General features: G+C 56.9%; 14 protein-coding genes and 1 other RNA gene. 5 read left to right on the top strand and 10 right to left on the bottom strand.

Annotated features, from left to right (window positions below; genetic code table 11):
- Window positions 1-454: 454 nt before the first annotated feature.
- The 5 genes from LBR61_07070 to LBR61_07050 all read left to right on the top strand — a co-directional run bounded on the left by LBR61_07070 (window position 455) and on the right by LBR61_07050 (window position 4,029).
- The gene (locus tag LBR61_07070) at window positions 455-817 is read left to right on the top strand and encodes a hypothetical protein (protein MDR1731843.1); all 363 of its coding nucleotides are present in this window, start codon (window positions 455-457) and stop codon (window positions 815-817) included.
- Window positions 818-919: 102 nt separating this feature from the next.
- Window positions 920-1,918, top strand: coding sequence for a metal ABC transporter substrate-binding protein (locus tag LBR61_07065; protein ID MDR1731842.1), 999 nt, complete (start codon window positions 920-922; stop codon window positions 1,916-1,918).
- A gap of 3 nt (window positions 1,919-1,921) precedes the next feature.
- On the top strand, window positions 1,922-2,629 hold the full coding sequence (locus LBR61_07060; protein ID MDR1731841.1) for a metal ABC transporter ATP-binding protein: 708 nt from the start codon (window positions 1,922-1,924) through the stop codon (window positions 2,627-2,629).
- Window positions 2,626-3,450 (top strand): metal ABC transporter permease, encoded by an 825-nt coding sequence (locus LBR61_07055; protein MDR1731840.1) that lies wholly within the window; start codon window positions 2,626-2,628, stop codon window positions 3,448-3,450. The genes LBR61_07060 and LBR61_07055 overlap by 4 nt, the downstream gene beginning before the upstream one ends.
- Before the next feature lie 123 nt (window positions 3,451-3,573).
- Window positions 3,574-4,029, top strand: a complete 456-nt coding sequence (locus LBR61_07050; protein MDR1731839.1) for a hypothetical protein — start codon at window positions 3,574-3,576, stop codon at window positions 4,027-4,029.
- Between the two features lie 303 nt (window positions 4,030-4,332).
- Here LBR61_07050 and LBR61_07045 read toward each other — a convergent pair whose 3' ends face one another.
- The 10 genes from LBR61_07045 to LBR61_07000 all read right to left on the bottom strand — a co-directional run bounded on the left by LBR61_07045 (window position 4,333) and on the right by LBR61_07000 (window position 13,763).
- Window positions 4,333-4,536: a hypothetical protein gene (locus LBR61_07045; protein MDR1731838.1), complete on the bottom strand. Its 204-nt coding sequence runs from the start codon at window positions 4,534-4,536 to the stop codon at window positions 4,333-4,335.
- Window positions 4,526-5,011: a type II toxin-antitoxin system VapC family toxin gene (locus LBR61_07040; protein MDR1731837.1), complete on the bottom strand. Its 486-nt coding sequence runs from the start codon at window positions 5,009-5,011 to the stop codon at window positions 4,526-4,528. The genes LBR61_07045 and LBR61_07040 overlap by 11 nt, the downstream gene beginning before the upstream one ends.
- A 104-nt stretch (window positions 5,012-5,115) precedes the next feature.
- Window positions 5,116-5,471, bottom strand: a transfer-messenger RNA (tmRNA) gene (gene ssrA, locus LBR61_07035).
- Window positions 5,472-5,489: 18 nt separating this feature from the next.
- Entirely contained in the window at window positions 5,490-5,957 is a 468-nt protein-coding gene (smpB, locus tag LBR61_07030) for an SsrA-binding protein SmpB (protein ID MDR1731836.1), read from the bottom strand.
- Window positions 5,958-6,014: 57 nt separating this feature from the next.
- Window positions 6,015-7,130 (bottom strand): alanine racemase, encoded by a 1,116-nt coding sequence (alr, locus tag LBR61_07025; GenBank protein ID MDR1731835.1) that lies wholly within the window; start codon window positions 7,128-7,130, stop codon window positions 6,015-6,017.
- A 58-nt stretch (window positions 7,131-7,188) separates the two neighbouring features.
- Window positions 7,189-8,664, bottom strand: coding sequence for a bifunctional heptose 7-phosphate kinase/heptose 1-phosphate adenyltransferase (locus tag LBR61_07020; GenBank protein ID MDR1731834.1), 1,476 nt, complete (start codon window positions 8,662-8,664; stop codon window positions 7,189-7,191).
- A 10-nt stretch (window positions 8,665-8,674) separates the two neighbouring features.
- Window positions 8,675-10,012, bottom strand: coding sequence for a UDP-glucose/GDP-mannose dehydrogenase family protein (locus LBR61_07015; GenBank protein ID MDR1731833.1), 1,338 nt, complete (start codon window positions 10,010-10,012; stop codon window positions 8,675-8,677).
- Window positions 10,013-10,043: 31 nt separating this feature from the next.
- On the bottom strand, window positions 10,044-11,108 hold the full coding sequence (csaB, locus tag LBR61_07010; GenBank protein ID MDR1731832.1) for a polysaccharide pyruvyl transferase CsaB: 1,065 nt from the start codon (window positions 11,106-11,108) through the stop codon (window positions 10,044-10,046).
- Window positions 11,109-11,163: 55 nt separating this feature from the next.
- Window positions 11,164-13,074: a DUF5693 family protein gene (locus LBR61_07005; GenBank protein MDR1731831.1), complete on the bottom strand. Its 1,911-nt coding sequence runs from the start codon at window positions 13,072-13,074 to the stop codon at window positions 11,164-11,166.
- A complete protein-coding gene (locus tag LBR61_07000; GenBank protein MDR1731830.1) occupies window positions 13,071-13,763 on the bottom strand; it encodes a Maf family protein in 693 nt (230 codons plus the stop codon). The genes LBR61_07005 and LBR61_07000 overlap by 4 nt, the downstream gene beginning before the upstream one ends.
- Window positions 13,764-13,771: the final 8 nt, after the last annotated feature.

Raw genomic sequence — 13,771 nt, 5'->3', positions numbered from 1 at the left:
ATATTGTGGTTGACAACCATAGCCATTATGAACTACCTCCCTGTGTTGTGGGACACTGATGTCCATACCGTTCCCCTTTTTACGTTCCGTAAATATCCCTATTTACAGGAACCGATCCTGAATTTCCGTTACATCTTCAAAACACTTTTCACAAAATGACCTCGCTGCTTCTTCTCTCTTTCGGCCTCTATCATCTCCCCGCTGAAGGTGACAGTTTACCTACTATTATAAAAAAATACGTATATCTTTAGTTTGTATTTTTAGCACTCTCTTTTTTATCTGTCAATAGTAAAAATTGTTCAATCTTATAAATGTAAAATCAAATTGAATTTAAGGTGTTCCGGATTTTTCTTCGGCTGGCAGTGCGTTCGCAGGCAGCTTTGGGTTATAATTTCCATTGTTTTATTGTTTTACGGAAGGCTTTATTGTTTGATGGAAGGAGGGATGCCTGGCTATGCCTGTGGGTTCTTCATCGAAGGGCGGAGTTTCGGTTGAGAGGCGTTTGAAATCGCCGGTTTTGCGGCTGTCGGCATGGGCGCTGTTTGCTCTGCTCATCTTTGTTCCGTCGCTTTCCGCCGGGTTCCTGCTGTTTAACGCAAATCACCTCCACGACCACGACGGTCCCAAAGGATGCTGCTCGACCTGCGCCCGCATGGAGCTCGCGGTAAACGCGATGACGGCGTTTTCCCTCGCTGCCGCGGGCGGGGCTGCCTTTGCCCTCGTCAATAAATTTGCGGTCACTCCCCGTTTCAAATCGAGCCCCCTTTACCGGGGCTTCTTCTCCCTCGTCTCTCTGAAAATTCGACTGAACAACTGACACAGCCTTCGTCGATGACGCCGCTTTCGCTCGAAAAGCCTGCGAGTGATTGTTGTTGTCTGTATTTTATTTGCCTGTCGAAAAGAGACGGAGGTTTTTACTATGATGAAAATAACGAAAATGATAAAACATATTGCCGCTTTCGCGCTGACGGCGGCGTTTGCCCTGTCCTCCACCCTTACCGGTGTTCAGGCCGAGGCCGCCGGAAAAGCCGAAAAAACTGGCAAAAATGGAAGCGCGAAACTCAGCGTCGTGGTCACAATTTTCCCGCCCTACGACTTCGCAAGGGAGCTCGCCGGCAGGACGGCCGACGTGACGATGCTGCTGCCGCCTGGCGCGGAGAGCCATTCCTACGAACCGACGCCGCGGGACATCGTCAAAATCCAAAACTGCGACATCTTCCTCTATAACGGGGGCGAATCCGACGAGTGGGTGAGAAAGGTTTTGGACTCGATGGACACGAGCGGGATGAAAATTCTGAAGTTCATCGACTGCGTGGAAGTCGTCGAGGAAGAAATCGTCGAGGGTATGCAGGACGATGAGGAGCATGATGAGGAACATGAAGAAGAGCATGAATACGACGAACACGTCTGGACTTCGCCGCGCAACGCGAAATTGATCGTTCAGCGGATCGCGGAGGCGTTATCCGAAACTGACCCCGTAAATGCCGACGCCTACAGGAAAAACGCCGCTTCGTATCTGGACCGGCTGGACGAGCTGGACGGTCAGTTCCAGGCTGTGGTTGACGGCGCCAGGCGCAGGACCATCGTGTTCGGCGACCGTTTTCCCTTTCGCTATTTCGCCGACGCCTACGGCCTGAAATACTTCGCCGCTTTCCCTGGCTGCTCCACCGAAACCGAGGCCAGCGCCGCGACGGTGAAATTTCTCATCGACAGAATCAACGCCGAAAAAATCCCCGTTGTGTTTCATATCGAGCTTTCCAACGAAAAGATGGCGAACGTTATCGCTGAGGCCACCGGCGCAAAAGTTTCGCTGCTCCACGCCTGCCACAACATCTCGAAAGCGGATTTCGAGGCGGGGAAAAATTATCTCGGTTTGATGACGGCCAACGTGGCGGCGCTGAAGGAAGCGCTGAGGTGAAATATGGCTCTTATCACCTGTCGGGACGCTTCTTTCGCTTATGACGGAAATGTCGTCGTCAGTGAACTGAATTTCGAGGTTCGCCGCGGCGATTATCTTTGTATCGTCGGAGAAAACGGCTCCGGAAAAAGCACTCTGATCAAAGGGTTGCTGCGATTGCTGCCTCCCCATTCGGGAAGCGTCACAGCGGGTGATGGACTCGGGCCCGGCGAGGTCGGCTGCCTGCCTCAGCAGGCGTCGGTGCAAAAAGATTTCCCCGCCAGCGCGTATGAAGTCGTCCTTTCGGGCCGGCTCGCCTCGCGGGGAATTTTTCCCTTTTACTCGAAAGCGGACAGAACCGCCGCACTGGAAAATATGGAGCGCTTCGGCGTTCATGACCTGCGCCGGCGATGTTATCGGGAACTCTCAGGCGGTCAGCGGCAGCGTGTTTTGCTCGCCCGCGCCTTATGCGCGGCCAAAAAAATTCTGATCCTCGACGAACCCGCCGCCGGACTGGACCCCGTCGCCACGCAGGAGCTTTACAGGCTGACGGAGACCCTCAACAGGGAAACAGGCATCGCCATCGTCATGGTTTCTCACGACATCGCGAGCGCGGTTAAATACGCCACGCACATCCTGCAACTGAAAAACGCTCAGATTTTTTTCGGCGAAACGGAAGATTATCTGTCCTCCGATATTGGAGGGCGCTTCGTCAGAGGTGAACGAAAATGATTGACACCCTGATGGAGATGTTTTCTTACGCCTTCCTCGTCAGAGCGGTGGTGGTCGGCCTGCTCGTTTCCCTCTGCGCGGCTCTTCTGGGAGTGAGCCTGGTTTTGAAACGCTATTCAATGATCGGCGACGGTCTCTCCCACGTGGGTTTCGGGGCGCTGGCCGTTGCGACGGCCATCAACGCCGCTCCGCTGGCCCTGTCCGTGCCCGTCGTCGTTTTGGCGGCCTTCCTGCTCCTGCGCGTCGGAGAAAACGGCAAAATCAAGGGAGACGCCGCCGTCGCGCTGATTTCCACAAGTTCCCTCGCCATCGGCGTTATGACCATATCCATGACGACGGGAATGAACACGGACGTTTGCAATTACCTGTTCGGGAGCATTCTGGCCATGAGCAAAAACGACGTGAGGCTTTCCGTCGCACTCGCTGTTGTGGTGCTGACGCTGTTTATCCTGTTCTACAACAAAATTTTCGCGGTCACGTTCGACGAGGATTTCGCCGCCTCCATCGGCGTGAAAACAGGGCTGTACAATATGCTGCTGGCGTTTCTGGCGGCGATTACCATTGCGGTCGGAATGCGTATGATGGGCGCTCTGCTGATTTCGAGCCTGATTATCTTTCCCGCGCTTACGTCCATGCGCCTCTTTAAAACATTTAAGAGCGTGACAATTTGTTCCGCGTTTGTTTCCGTTATCTGTTTTCTCACCGGAGTGGTCGTTTCCTACGTTAAAGCGACGCCCACGGGGGCAAGCGTGGTCATCGTGAACATCGGGGCGTTTCTGTTGTTCTGTGCGGCGCGCCTATTGAAACCAAATTTGAAGTAAAAGACCTGAAGTTAGAATAGCTAAAAGCAATGATATTCAAACATTAGCTTCTTCATTAACGCTTGATTGAAAGCAAATTGGTATGAAACTCTGCGTCACAGCGCGTAAGGGAGGAATTCGGTCATGAAGAAAATACGGATATTACCTGTTTTTTGCGTTCTTTTTCTGTTGCTGACGATGGCGTCCCGTCCGGACGACGCTCCTGCTGAGGAAAAAAACAGCGGCGTCGTGGAAATAAAAGAGAAGATGTTCATAGCTCAGACCAACGACATCTACCTCAACGCGGAAGATTATCTCGGCAAAACGATAAAACTCCAGGGGATTTTCTTCGTGGACGGAACGCCTGAGGCCGGTGATGAATATTGCGGCGTCATACGGTACGGCCCCGGCTGCTGCGGATTTGACGGGCTCGCCGGATTCGAAGTTCACTGGGATAAAGAGTACCCGAAGCCGAACGACTGGGTGGAAGCCGTGGGCGTTCTGGAACAATACGAGGAAGACGGGGAAAAATATTTGCGGCTTCTGCTCTCCTCTCTCACCGTCCAATCCAGGCGCGGCGCGGAAAGAGTGACACAATAGACGGAAAAGAGGAAAACGAAAAAAATTCACTCAAAGCCCCGGCGTTTTCGTAACAGCGTCCCGCAAAATCCGAGGGAAAATTCAGATTGGCTCAGGGAGAATCGAGCTTCCGTTCAACAGGGCAATCCTCCCTGAGCCTCCCCCACTGATATTTTCCCTCAGATATCATTTTCTGCGGAAGAGGGTATTTGTGCGCTTATACCAATTTGAAGTCAAAGGTCTGAAGCCAGTTGACAACTCTTACGCCCTGAATTGTTTTCAGGCGAACCATGTACTTGAAATTCCACAACACAATTTTTCAGTTCAAGCAATTTTCCCCTGTTTTTCTTTTGCCTCCGCAAGACGCTTTGCGCGTATCTCTTTTAATTCTTCCTGCATACGTGAGGAGCTTGCGCGTATTTCCACCCGAAATTCTTCTTCAGGCAAAGACATGTATCGCTCTCCTGCATATTCTCGGATTTTATCAATATCATCCAAAGTAAAGTTCGGACTGATTTCAGGCTTCATCTTCCTCACTCCCTATCATTGTTGGCTGTATTATGTCTATTGGTTCAACATACCCGTGTCGTGCGTTTACCGCTCTGACTCCCTGGATTGTCCTTAGACGCAACATATGTTTAAAATTCCATGATACAATCACATCACACTTATTTATCGTGGCATAAGCTATGTGCATACAATCGCTGATTCGTTTCTGCGTCAAAATGCCGTTTTCAATATACGCTTCAGCCAGAGCCCAAACATTGTCATTTTCGGGTAAGACTTCATACTCAATATCCTCCAGATAGTTAAGCAGGTCCGTCCGCTTTGGCTGATGACAGTTCTCTATTTCCTGAAGCGTTACATCAGAAATAAATACCTCATACTTCCCTGTTTTCAATTCTTCCCAAAACAACAGCGTTTCTCTCGTTCTCTCCGGCACGTCTTCGTGTTGCAGGTGGCTGATGACCGACGTGTCGATGTAAATTTTTAGTTTTTTCATTGCTTCATTATGCTCATCCTTAAAGAAAGGCATTCTCGAATCAGTGAGAATGCCTTCTTATAACTCTAACTCCACCTAACCCATTGTTAAGTCGATGTTTTCATTGGTGGAGGCGGGGAGAATCGAACTCCCGTCCAACGTGGGCCAGCCATGACGGCGCTACAGGCTTAGTTCTCGTTTAATTGTCGTCCGCGACACGGCAGAGAACAACCTTCCGCGTTCCAAGACCCCTGATCTTTTCCACTCGCGCAGGGTCGGACAACGAGCAGAGCATCTACCTGAATTGACGCCTCCGGAGAACCGGTAGACCAGCTCTTCCTTCGACGTAGCGGGCTTAAGCCGCTAAAGCGTAATTATTGTCGACGTTTATCGTCTTGCCCGAATTTTTAGCGAGGATTACGGGCGTAACTCGACCTGCTCCCCCAGACCCTCCAACACGCTGTCGAAACCTGTCGCCCCCTGTTCATTTTAAGTTGCTTCAATCATCATCGCGGCCTCTGTGACGCACCGCCCGCGCCATATCCCGTTTCGCATCCCGCTCGGCAATGGCATCCCGCTTGTCATAAGAGGTTTTACCCTTGGCGACGGCCAGCTCGACCTTCGCCCTTCGCCCTTCTTTAATGTAGATGGAGAGAGGGACCAGCGTCAACCCCTTTTCCCGCACCCGACCGTTGAGACGGATCAACTCGTGTTTGCTGACCAGCAATTTGCGGTCGCGCTCCGGATCGTGGTTGTAGTAGCTGCCTTTTTCGTAAGGAGAAATATGCATTCCCTGCAGCCACAACTCCCCCTTCTCGATGGAAGCGTAGGAGTCCTTTAAATTGAGGTTTCCTGCCCGCACGCTCTTGATTTCCGTCCCCGTCAGAACGATACCGCACTCCATGGTATCCAGAATGAAGTAATCATGCCGGGCTTTTCGATTCTGCGCAACGACTTTATCCGACATCTCCACCCCATCTTTCTCCAGAGAGTAGTGTATTATACCAGCCTTAAATTTAAAATGTCAAACATAGACGCGTCGGACACTTTCCGTCAGGGCCAGAGGAATCTCATAGGGAATGGTCCCGCGCAGAGACGCGATTTCTTCGATCGTGATGCTCTCCTCTCCCTGCGTTCCCACAAGAACGACCTCGTCTCCCAGCTCTGTATGATCGAGATCGGTAACGTCCACCATCATGTGATCCATACAGATCGTCCCCAGAACGGGACAGCGTTTCCCCCGAATCAGAACTTCCGTTTTCAGCGACAGCGTTCGCGTCCACCCGTCGCCGTACCCCACGGGAATGACGGCTGTACGTTCCTTTCTTTTCGCGATGTAGCGCAGCCCGTAACTGATTCCGCTTCCCGCTTCGGTGTCATGGATGGACTCCACGACGGTTTTGAAGGAAAATATCGGTTTCAGCTCAACCCCTTCGGGCAGCACGGGCAGAGGGCTGACGCCATAAAGCAGAATCCCCGGGCGCACGGCGTCCAGATATTTATCGGGATGCCTGAGAATACCCGCGCTGTTGCAGACATGCCGCACACGAACCGTCAGACCGCGGCGCTCCAAAAAAGCCAGCGTCCGCTGAAAACGCCCGAACTGGACATCAGTGTAATCCGATTCTTCTTCGTCGGCAAGCGCGAAGTGCGTATAAATCCCCTCCACATCAATACCGGGAAGGGAAAAAAGTTTATCGGCATAACTTTCAAATTCCTGCGGTTTGAACCCCAGACGCCCCATGCCAGTGTCGATTTTGACGTGGATTTTCCCCCTTGTTCCGCGCGCGGCGGCCACACGGCTCAACGCCTCCGCGTAAGCCATTTCCGCACATGTGCAGGTGACGTCATAGTGCAGCGCCACGTCGACAGAATCCGGAGAAACCTGCCCCAGGACGAGAATGGACTCCTCCATTCCCGCCTCTCTCAGCGCGATGGCCTCTTCCAAACGGGCCACGGCAAAATTTTTACAGCCCATGCTTTGATAGAGCCGAGACAGCCGAACCGCCCCATGTCCATAGGCATCCTTCTTGATGACCGGATAAATCGTCCGGTCGCCAACGAGTTTTTCAATTTCATGCCAGTTATGAGCGGCATTGTCCAGGCTGATTTCCATGCGCGTCGGCGCTTCATAAATCATAGAAAAATTATGCCTCCATCTTGTCCTCTGTTTCGTTTTTCGTTCCGTTCAGCCCTGCTCAGAGGCCATTCCCGCCCCGGCGGAGAATCTCCGTGGTGGAAAGGCCGGGGACGATGGGGAGAATGACGACCTCTTCGACAAACTCGCGGCCGGGCAGCTCCTCGGCTCTGTAGTCCCCTCCCTTGGCCAGCACGTGGGGGCGCAGCTCGGAGAGCAGTTCGGCGGGGGTGTCCTCGTCGAACACCACCACCAGGTCCACGGCCCGAAGCGCCGCCAAAAGACGGGCGCGATTTTTCTCCCCGTTCACGGGACGGGAATCCCCCTTCAGGGCCCGAACGGAACGATCGCTGTTCAGCCCCACAATCAGGCGGTCGCCCAGTGCCCGCGCCCGCTCCAGACTGTCGGCGTGTCCGGCGTGGAGGACGTCGAAGCAGCCGTTGGTGAACACGACGCGGCAGCCTTCCCGTTTCCACCGCTCGCAGAGTTTTGCGGCCGTCCTTCTGTCCGCGATTTGCGCGGCGGTTCCCTCGCCGGCGCCGTCAGAAGCGGTCTTCACCGCGTCGTACTCCTCCAGCAGCTCGGCCAGACTGATGGGCCAGGTTCCCGAACGCGTCACCACAATCTGCGCCGCATCGTTGGCCAGTCTCGTCGCGTCCTCCATGCCGAAGCCCGCCGCGACCAGTGCGGCCAGGCAGGCGATGACGGTGTCTCCCGCGCCGCTGACGTCGAAAACCTCCACCGGGCGCGCGCTGATGTGAGTCACGCTTCCCTCGCCCAGGAGGGACATCCCCTGCGCCGAACGCGTCACCAAAAGCCAGTCCAGCCGGGAGGATTTTCTCACGCTCTCTCCCACCCGGGCGATGGCTCCGTCTTCGTTGGGGACCGGTTCTCCCCACACGGCCGCCAGCTCCGCGAGGTTCGGCGTGGCGACCGCGGCCCCTCCATACCGGTTCCAGTCACTGCCGCGGGGGTCCACAAACACCGGAACCCTTCGCTCCCGGGCCGCATCGATGGCCATCCTGCACAGTGACGCCGTGCAGAACCCCAGACCGTAGTCGGAGAGGATCACCGCCCCGGCTTTCCCCTCGTCCAGAATTTCCCTCAGCCGATGGACGGCCTCCGCCGCGGTCCGGTCGTCAACGGGGTCCGTGGTTTCGTGGTCGAACCGGGCCACCTGCTGCCCTCCGCAGAGCAGGCGGGTTTTCGTCAGAGTGGGGAAGGGACGCTCGAAAAGCCGCGCCTCCACTTCCTTTTCTTCCAGATGACGCCGCAAATGAAGGGCGTTTTCATCGTTGCCCACCCCGGCCATCAGAAAGACGCGGCAGCCCAGTCCCCTCAGATTCGCGGCCACGTTGCCCGCGCCGCCGAGGTTGTCCGTTTCTCCGCTGCAAACGACCACAGGGATGGGGGCTTCCCGCGAAACGCGGGACGTGGCGCCTGTGAGATACCGATCGAGAACCACGTCGCCCAGAATGGCCACGCCCGTTTTCGCCATGCGCCCCGAACGCAAAAATTCCAGTGGATTGCCCGTCATGGCCCTTACCTCAGCCTCTCCGCACGACCGGGCGGCCCACGGAGTAATAATCGAAACCCCTGCGCCTCATGTCGGAAAGCGCGTAGAGGTTGCGCCCGTCCACGATGACCGGTTCCTTCAAAAGACGCCGGACGCGGTCGAAGTCCGGTTGTTTGTAGATGTCCCACTCCGTGGCCACCACGAGGGCGTCCGCGCCGCAGAGAGCGTCATAGGGCGTGGACATGTAAAGCAGCTGTCGGTGTTCTCCCAGCACGCCGCGAGTTTCTTCGATGGATCGGGGGTCGTGAGCCTGAACCCGCACGTCCTCTCTGAGAAGGCGGCGGATCAGGGTCTGCGCCGGCGCCTCCCGTGTATCGGAGGTCTTGGGCTTGAAGGACAGCCCCCACAGAGCCACGGTGCGCCCCTGAATACCGCCCCGGGGCTCGAAATGAGCGGCGAGTTTCTGGAAAAGAACTTCCTTCTGGCGGAGGTTCACCTCGTCCACGGCGGTGAGGATCTGCGAAACATACCCCGCAGATGCCGCAAAATCCCGAATTGCCCGAACGTCTTTGGGGAAACAGGACCCTCCGTAACCGCAGCCCGCGTACAGAAATTTGCTGCCGATACGCGTATCGAAAGCCATGGCGTGACGGACGTCGTCCACATTGGCCCCCACGCGCTCGCAAATGTTCGCCATCTCGTTCATAAAGGAAATGCGGGTCGCCAGCATGGCGTTGGAAGCGTATTTCGACATCTCGGCGGAGGCGATGTCCATAAAAAGAACCTTTTCCGGCTCCAGAAAGGAGTAAAGTTCCCTCATTCGCCCAATGGTCTCCGGGGAATTCACCCCCACCACCACCCGATCCGGCTCCACAAAATCCTGAACCGCCGCCCCCTCCCGAAGAAATTCGGGATTCGAAACCATCTCCGGGGACAGACCGACCCCGCGCCTCTCCAGTTCTTCGACGATCCAGCCCTGAACTTTGACATTCGTCCCCACCGGCACGGTGGATTTGACCACCACCAGCAGATCCCGCGTCATGGAACGTCCAATATCCCGCGAGGCGGACTCCACAAAGCACAGGTTCGCGCCGCCGTTCGGGCCGGCAGGAGTTCCCACGCAGACGAAACACGCCTCCGTGTCCTCCAGCGCCGGCGGAAGCTCCGGAGAAAAGGACAGCCGCCCCTCCCTCATATTGCGTTTCACCATGTCGGGAAGGCCAGGCTCATAGAACGGAACCTCTCCCCTGTTCAGCATGTCGATCTTTTTTTTGTCGGTGTCCACACAGACCACCGTGTTCCCGAATCGGGCCAGACACGTTCCCGTCACCAGTCCAACGTAACCGGCGCCTATGATGGCCAGTTTCATCGCACTCTCTCCTCATCAAAAAATCAAAAATTCAAAAATCCGGCGTCAGCAGACTGCGGCAAATGGCGTCAATTTCCCACCTCGCCGCGTCCGGCGGGGGCGTCCCCACGGCGGGACGGGGCTTGGGGAGCTTCCCCTCCCTCCAGACGGGAACGCCGTACCGGTCGGCGAAAGACTGAACCTTCGGATCATAAGGCGCAACTCCCATCGGCGCCCCCATCAGGGAGGAAAGCACAGCGAAATGAAGCCGCATTCCCCAGGCCTCGGAGGCGTTCCGCCACAGGCGCAGGGCGTCGGCTCCCCTGTCGATTCGCTCCAGAGGCATGGGCGGCAGAATCTTTCTTTCGATCAAAGCCGTCATCACACCCGCGTCTTCATCGGACAGGGCCAACCCCACAGGCTCCTCCCGTCCCTGAGATTCGGACAGCCTTTCCGCCAGAGCCCGGGCGAAACGCTCCGGCAGCTTTCCGGCGCAGGGCCGCAGGTTGATCAAAATTTTGCGGGGTCCCGAAACGGAGGAGGAAGAGGGCCGGAAAGAAAAAAATTCGCCGAGGGAGAAGGCCGGGTCGCACCCCGTCTCGACGGAGACTCCCAGATCATTGCAAAGCCCCCGGGACACCTCGTCTCTCACCTGAACGACGCGGCACCGCCTCAGGGCGTCCCGGGTCATCCATCGCCCCAGGGCTCCGGACAGCGGCCCCACCGACTGCCCCAGGGCCCCGGGAACGGCGCCGCAGAAACAGGCAAGCCGCACCAGACCCCAGTAGTACAGACAGGAACGCCGGCTGCTGGCGTCCTGAAAGAGCCCTCCCCCGCCCAGCAGAAGCGTGTCGCTGCGACGAAGCGCCCGAGCCACCTTCAGCAGGTCCCAGCGGTTCACCGCCTCGACTCCGAACCGGCGGGAGGTCTCCTCCGGCGCGCCGGACAGCAGGACGATCTCCCTCCGGCCCACCCCGCATCGGGACAGCGCCGCGATGGCGGCCTCCGCCAGAAGTTCGTCGCCGAAGTTGCCGAATCCGTAATAACCGGCCAGAGCCACACGATAACGTCCGGGGTCGGGCATGGAACCGTCGGCCTTCATTCCGTCAACCTTCATTCCTTCGATTTTCGATCTTCATTCCTTCAATACTTCATTCCTTCCCTTCGACACTTCATTCCGCGATAAATCGAATCCGCCGCCAGGCCGGAAGCACGACAAATCTCACCGCCGCCGTCGCCATAAGCCCCAGAAGAATCCCCGTCCAGAGCCCGTTGAACTCCCGCAGCAGGATAAAGAACAGAGGGGTGTGATAGTGGCAGAAGCTGTTCACCACGGAGGAAAAACCAATGGCCACCCCCAAACGCAGAATTTCGCGATAACGCGCCCACAGGCGGGATTGCACCGCAAAGGCATAAAGCAGCAGGCAGGGATAACCGATGAATACCTCTCTGTTTCGGGGCCTGGCGAGCAGCGTCCTTTCGAGAGTGGTTCGAATTTGCGTCTCGAAGCCGGAGATGAAGCGGACATTGTCGCTGCGGAAAAGGATGAGACCCAGCAGCACCGCCAGGCACAGGACGAAAGCCAGCTCCCCGAAAAGCGGCGGCCGGCAGAGCAGTTCGGACAGGGATTCCGGATGGATCCGACGGCGCAGGTCATGCAGAAGCACCAGCACCGGAGGCAGCATCAGGGTGAGTTTCACTCCCGAAAAAGTGTTCAGGCGCAGCATATAAAGGGGAAAACTGAACAGAGCGGCGACGGCAAGCCCCCCTCCAACGCAAAAAATGAATCCCTTCGCCAGCGACTGCCAGCGATGCAGAGGATCGTCAAGGGCGATGAGCGTGGCCTCCGTGACGATAAATGCCGTGGTCAGAGCTCCCGTAAGGCGGGCCGCCGCGCTGATTTTCCAGACGGCTGCGGCCAGAGCCCCCGACAGCAGGACAAAAACGATCATACCCAGGTGATCCGGCCCAATTTTTTCAAAATTCTCCCTGTCCTGCCCCATGCGCTTCATGTAGCGCATCAGGGAAAGAAGCAGCGTCATCGAACAGGCCAGCGCCGAGAAAAAGCTCATGCCCCAGACCGGTCCGGACCAGACCTTTGGCCACTCCAGTTTCAGCCCGTGAGCGGAGAGATCCCTCGCCAGGGTCTCTATTTCTCCGCCGAAAGCCTCCACGGAGGACTGAACGTTGCCCGAAACGGCGGGGCGCAAAACCACAAGACGCACCGAACGCTCCGTCGCCGCCCGAACCAGGCGCTCCCGCAGGACGGTTCTGTCGATTCGCCGGGCCACGAGCTCATCGTTCGTCACGCTGTGCAGCGGAAGAAGGGCGGGAAAGGAAAGCCAGTCCAGCTCCACGGCGCCCAGCTGCCGCGAAAATTCCACCATGCCCGCGGGCACCTTCCGCTCTTTCAGAAGCGACGCCAGAGGTTTCATGTCCGGATACCCCAGGGCCACCTCTCCCGAGGGGGTAACCACGGCGATCCCGGGATAGTCGGAGAGAACTTTTTTCGTTACCGCCAGGGACTGCTGAAGCTGCCAGGTCGACGCGGGAGCCACGCGGTAAAATATGGGAACGTTCGCTTCCGTCCCCGCGTCCAGCCCATCCAGATCGGGAATGACGCCGTTTTTTCGCAGAGACTCCATGGGAATCGGCCAGAGGATTCCGATGTCTCCGGAGGCGGACAGGGGAAAAGGCTGCGTTCCGGTTCTCATGGCCAGAAGTTCGGCCGCTCGGGAAGCCTGAGGGGAGTTGCCGGCAATGGTAAAAAGCGTCTCCTGATTTTTTCCGGTGTCCGACATCACGGGATGCATGGTCGCAGGGCCCAGGCCGGCCAGAATCTCCTCGCCAAACAGCTCCCCCACCATGAGCCCGCCGAGGCCTTTCTTCTTCAAAAAATCCAGGGTTCGGGCCGACGACACCCCTTCCCCTCTGGACAGCAGGTCGATGTCCCGCCAGTCCGCGACGATCGCCACGGTCCGGACTGTTTCTTCGGCCCGCAAACGGGGGACGAGTCCCATTCCCGCACACAGAAGCACGACGGCTCCAACGCAAAGCAAAAACGCGCGCGAAGAAATCCTCATGAGCATCTCTCCCACGCCTTCACTGTCCGCATCTTTTCCTCCATTTGGCTCATCCCGTTTCCGGACCATTGCCCGATCAGGTCCATTCCCAGTTCCTCCAGCATCCTTCCGAGACGGCAAAGAGGCAGGCCCACCACGTTGAAATAATCCCCCTCGATGGAGGACACCAACAGCGACCCCCGTCCCTGTATGGCATAAGCCCCCGCCTTGTCCCTGCCCTCGCCGGTGGCGGCGTAGGCTCTCATTTCGGCCTCGCTCAGGGGGCGAAACGTAACGAGGGTCCTTTCGAATCCGCTGCGGCTCCGCTCTCCCCAAAGAACGCTGACGCCGGTGAGAACTTCGTGAGAACGCCCCTGAAGGAGCCTCAGCATTCTCAGGGCGTCGTCGTCGTCCAGAGGTTTGCCCAGAATCGAGCCATCCACCACCACCACGGTGTCGGCGGCAATGACGAGGAAGTTCTTCCGGCTCTGTTTTTTATTCGTTTCCATATTCATTTCCATATTCGTTTCCATGTCCCGAACAGCCCGCGCCTTGAGCCCGGAAAGACGGACGCACAGCTCCGCCGGAGACTCCTCCGGCAAAATGGTTTCGTCGGCCTCGGGGACGACGACTCGAAAGTTCCACCCCATTCCCCTCAGAAGCTCCCGTCGCCTTGGACTTCCGGAGGCCAGCAGGATTTCTCCGTTCATTTCGAATT

The organism is Synergistaceae bacterium (genome assembly GCA_031272035.1).
Lineage (GTDB): Bacteria > Synergistota > Synergistia > Synergistales > Aminobacteriaceae > JAISSA01.
This window is presented reverse-complemented; position numbering and strand designations above follow the sequence as displayed.

Excerpts from the sequence above, each read along its gene's own strand:
- LBR61_07000 (MDR1731830.1), bottom strand. The coding sequence starts at position 13,763 with ATGAACGGAGAAATCCTGCTGGCCTCCGGAAGTCCAAGGCGACGGGAG.
- LBR61_07070 (MDR1731843.1), top strand. The coding sequence starts at position 455 with ATGCCTGTGGGTTCTTCATCGAAGGGCGGAGTTTCGGTTGAGAGGCGT.
- LBR61_07065 (MDR1731842.1), top strand. The coding sequence starts at position 920 with ATGATGAAAATAACGAAAATGATAAAACATATTGCCGCTTTCGCGCTG.
- LBR61_07015 (MDR1731833.1), bottom strand. The coding sequence starts at position 10,012 with ATGAAACTGGCCATCATAGGCGCCGGTTACGTTGGACTGGTGACGGGA.
- LBR61_07060 (MDR1731841.1), top strand. The coding sequence starts at position 1,922 with ATGGCTCTTATCACCTGTCGGGACGCTTCTTTCGCTTATGACGGAAAT.
- LBR61_07040 (MDR1731837.1), bottom strand. The coding sequence starts at position 5,011 with ATGAAAAAACTAAAAATTTACATCGACACGTCGGTCATCAGCCACCTG.
- LBR61_07050 (MDR1731839.1), top strand. The coding sequence starts at position 3,574 with ATGAAGAAAATACGGATATTACCTGTTTTTTGCGTTCTTTTTCTGTTG.
- csaB (MDR1731832.1), bottom strand. The coding sequence starts at position 11,108 with ATGAAGGTTGACGGAATGAAGGCCGACGGTTCCATGCCCGACCCCGGA.
- smpB (MDR1731836.1), bottom strand. The coding sequence starts at position 5,957 with ATGTCGGATAAAGTCGTTGCGCAGAATCGAAAAGCCCGGCATGATTAC.
- LBR61_07020 (MDR1731834.1), bottom strand. The coding sequence starts at position 8,664 with ATGACGGGCAATCCACTGGAATTTTTGCGTTCGGGGCGCATGGCGAAA.
- alr (MDR1731835.1), bottom strand. The coding sequence starts at position 7,130 with ATGATTTATGAAGCGCCGACGCGCATGGAAATCAGCCTGGACAATGCC.
- LBR61_07045 (MDR1731838.1), bottom strand. The coding sequence starts at position 4,536 with ATGAAGCCTGAAATCAGTCCGAACTTTACTTTGGATGATATTGATAAA.
- LBR61_07005 (MDR1731831.1), bottom strand. The coding sequence starts at position 13,074 with ATGAGGATTTCTTCGCGCGCGTTTTTGCTTTGCGTTGGAGCCGTCGTG.
- LBR61_07055 (MDR1731840.1), top strand. The coding sequence starts at position 2,626 with ATGATTGACACCCTGATGGAGATGTTTTCTTACGCCTTCCTCGTCAGA.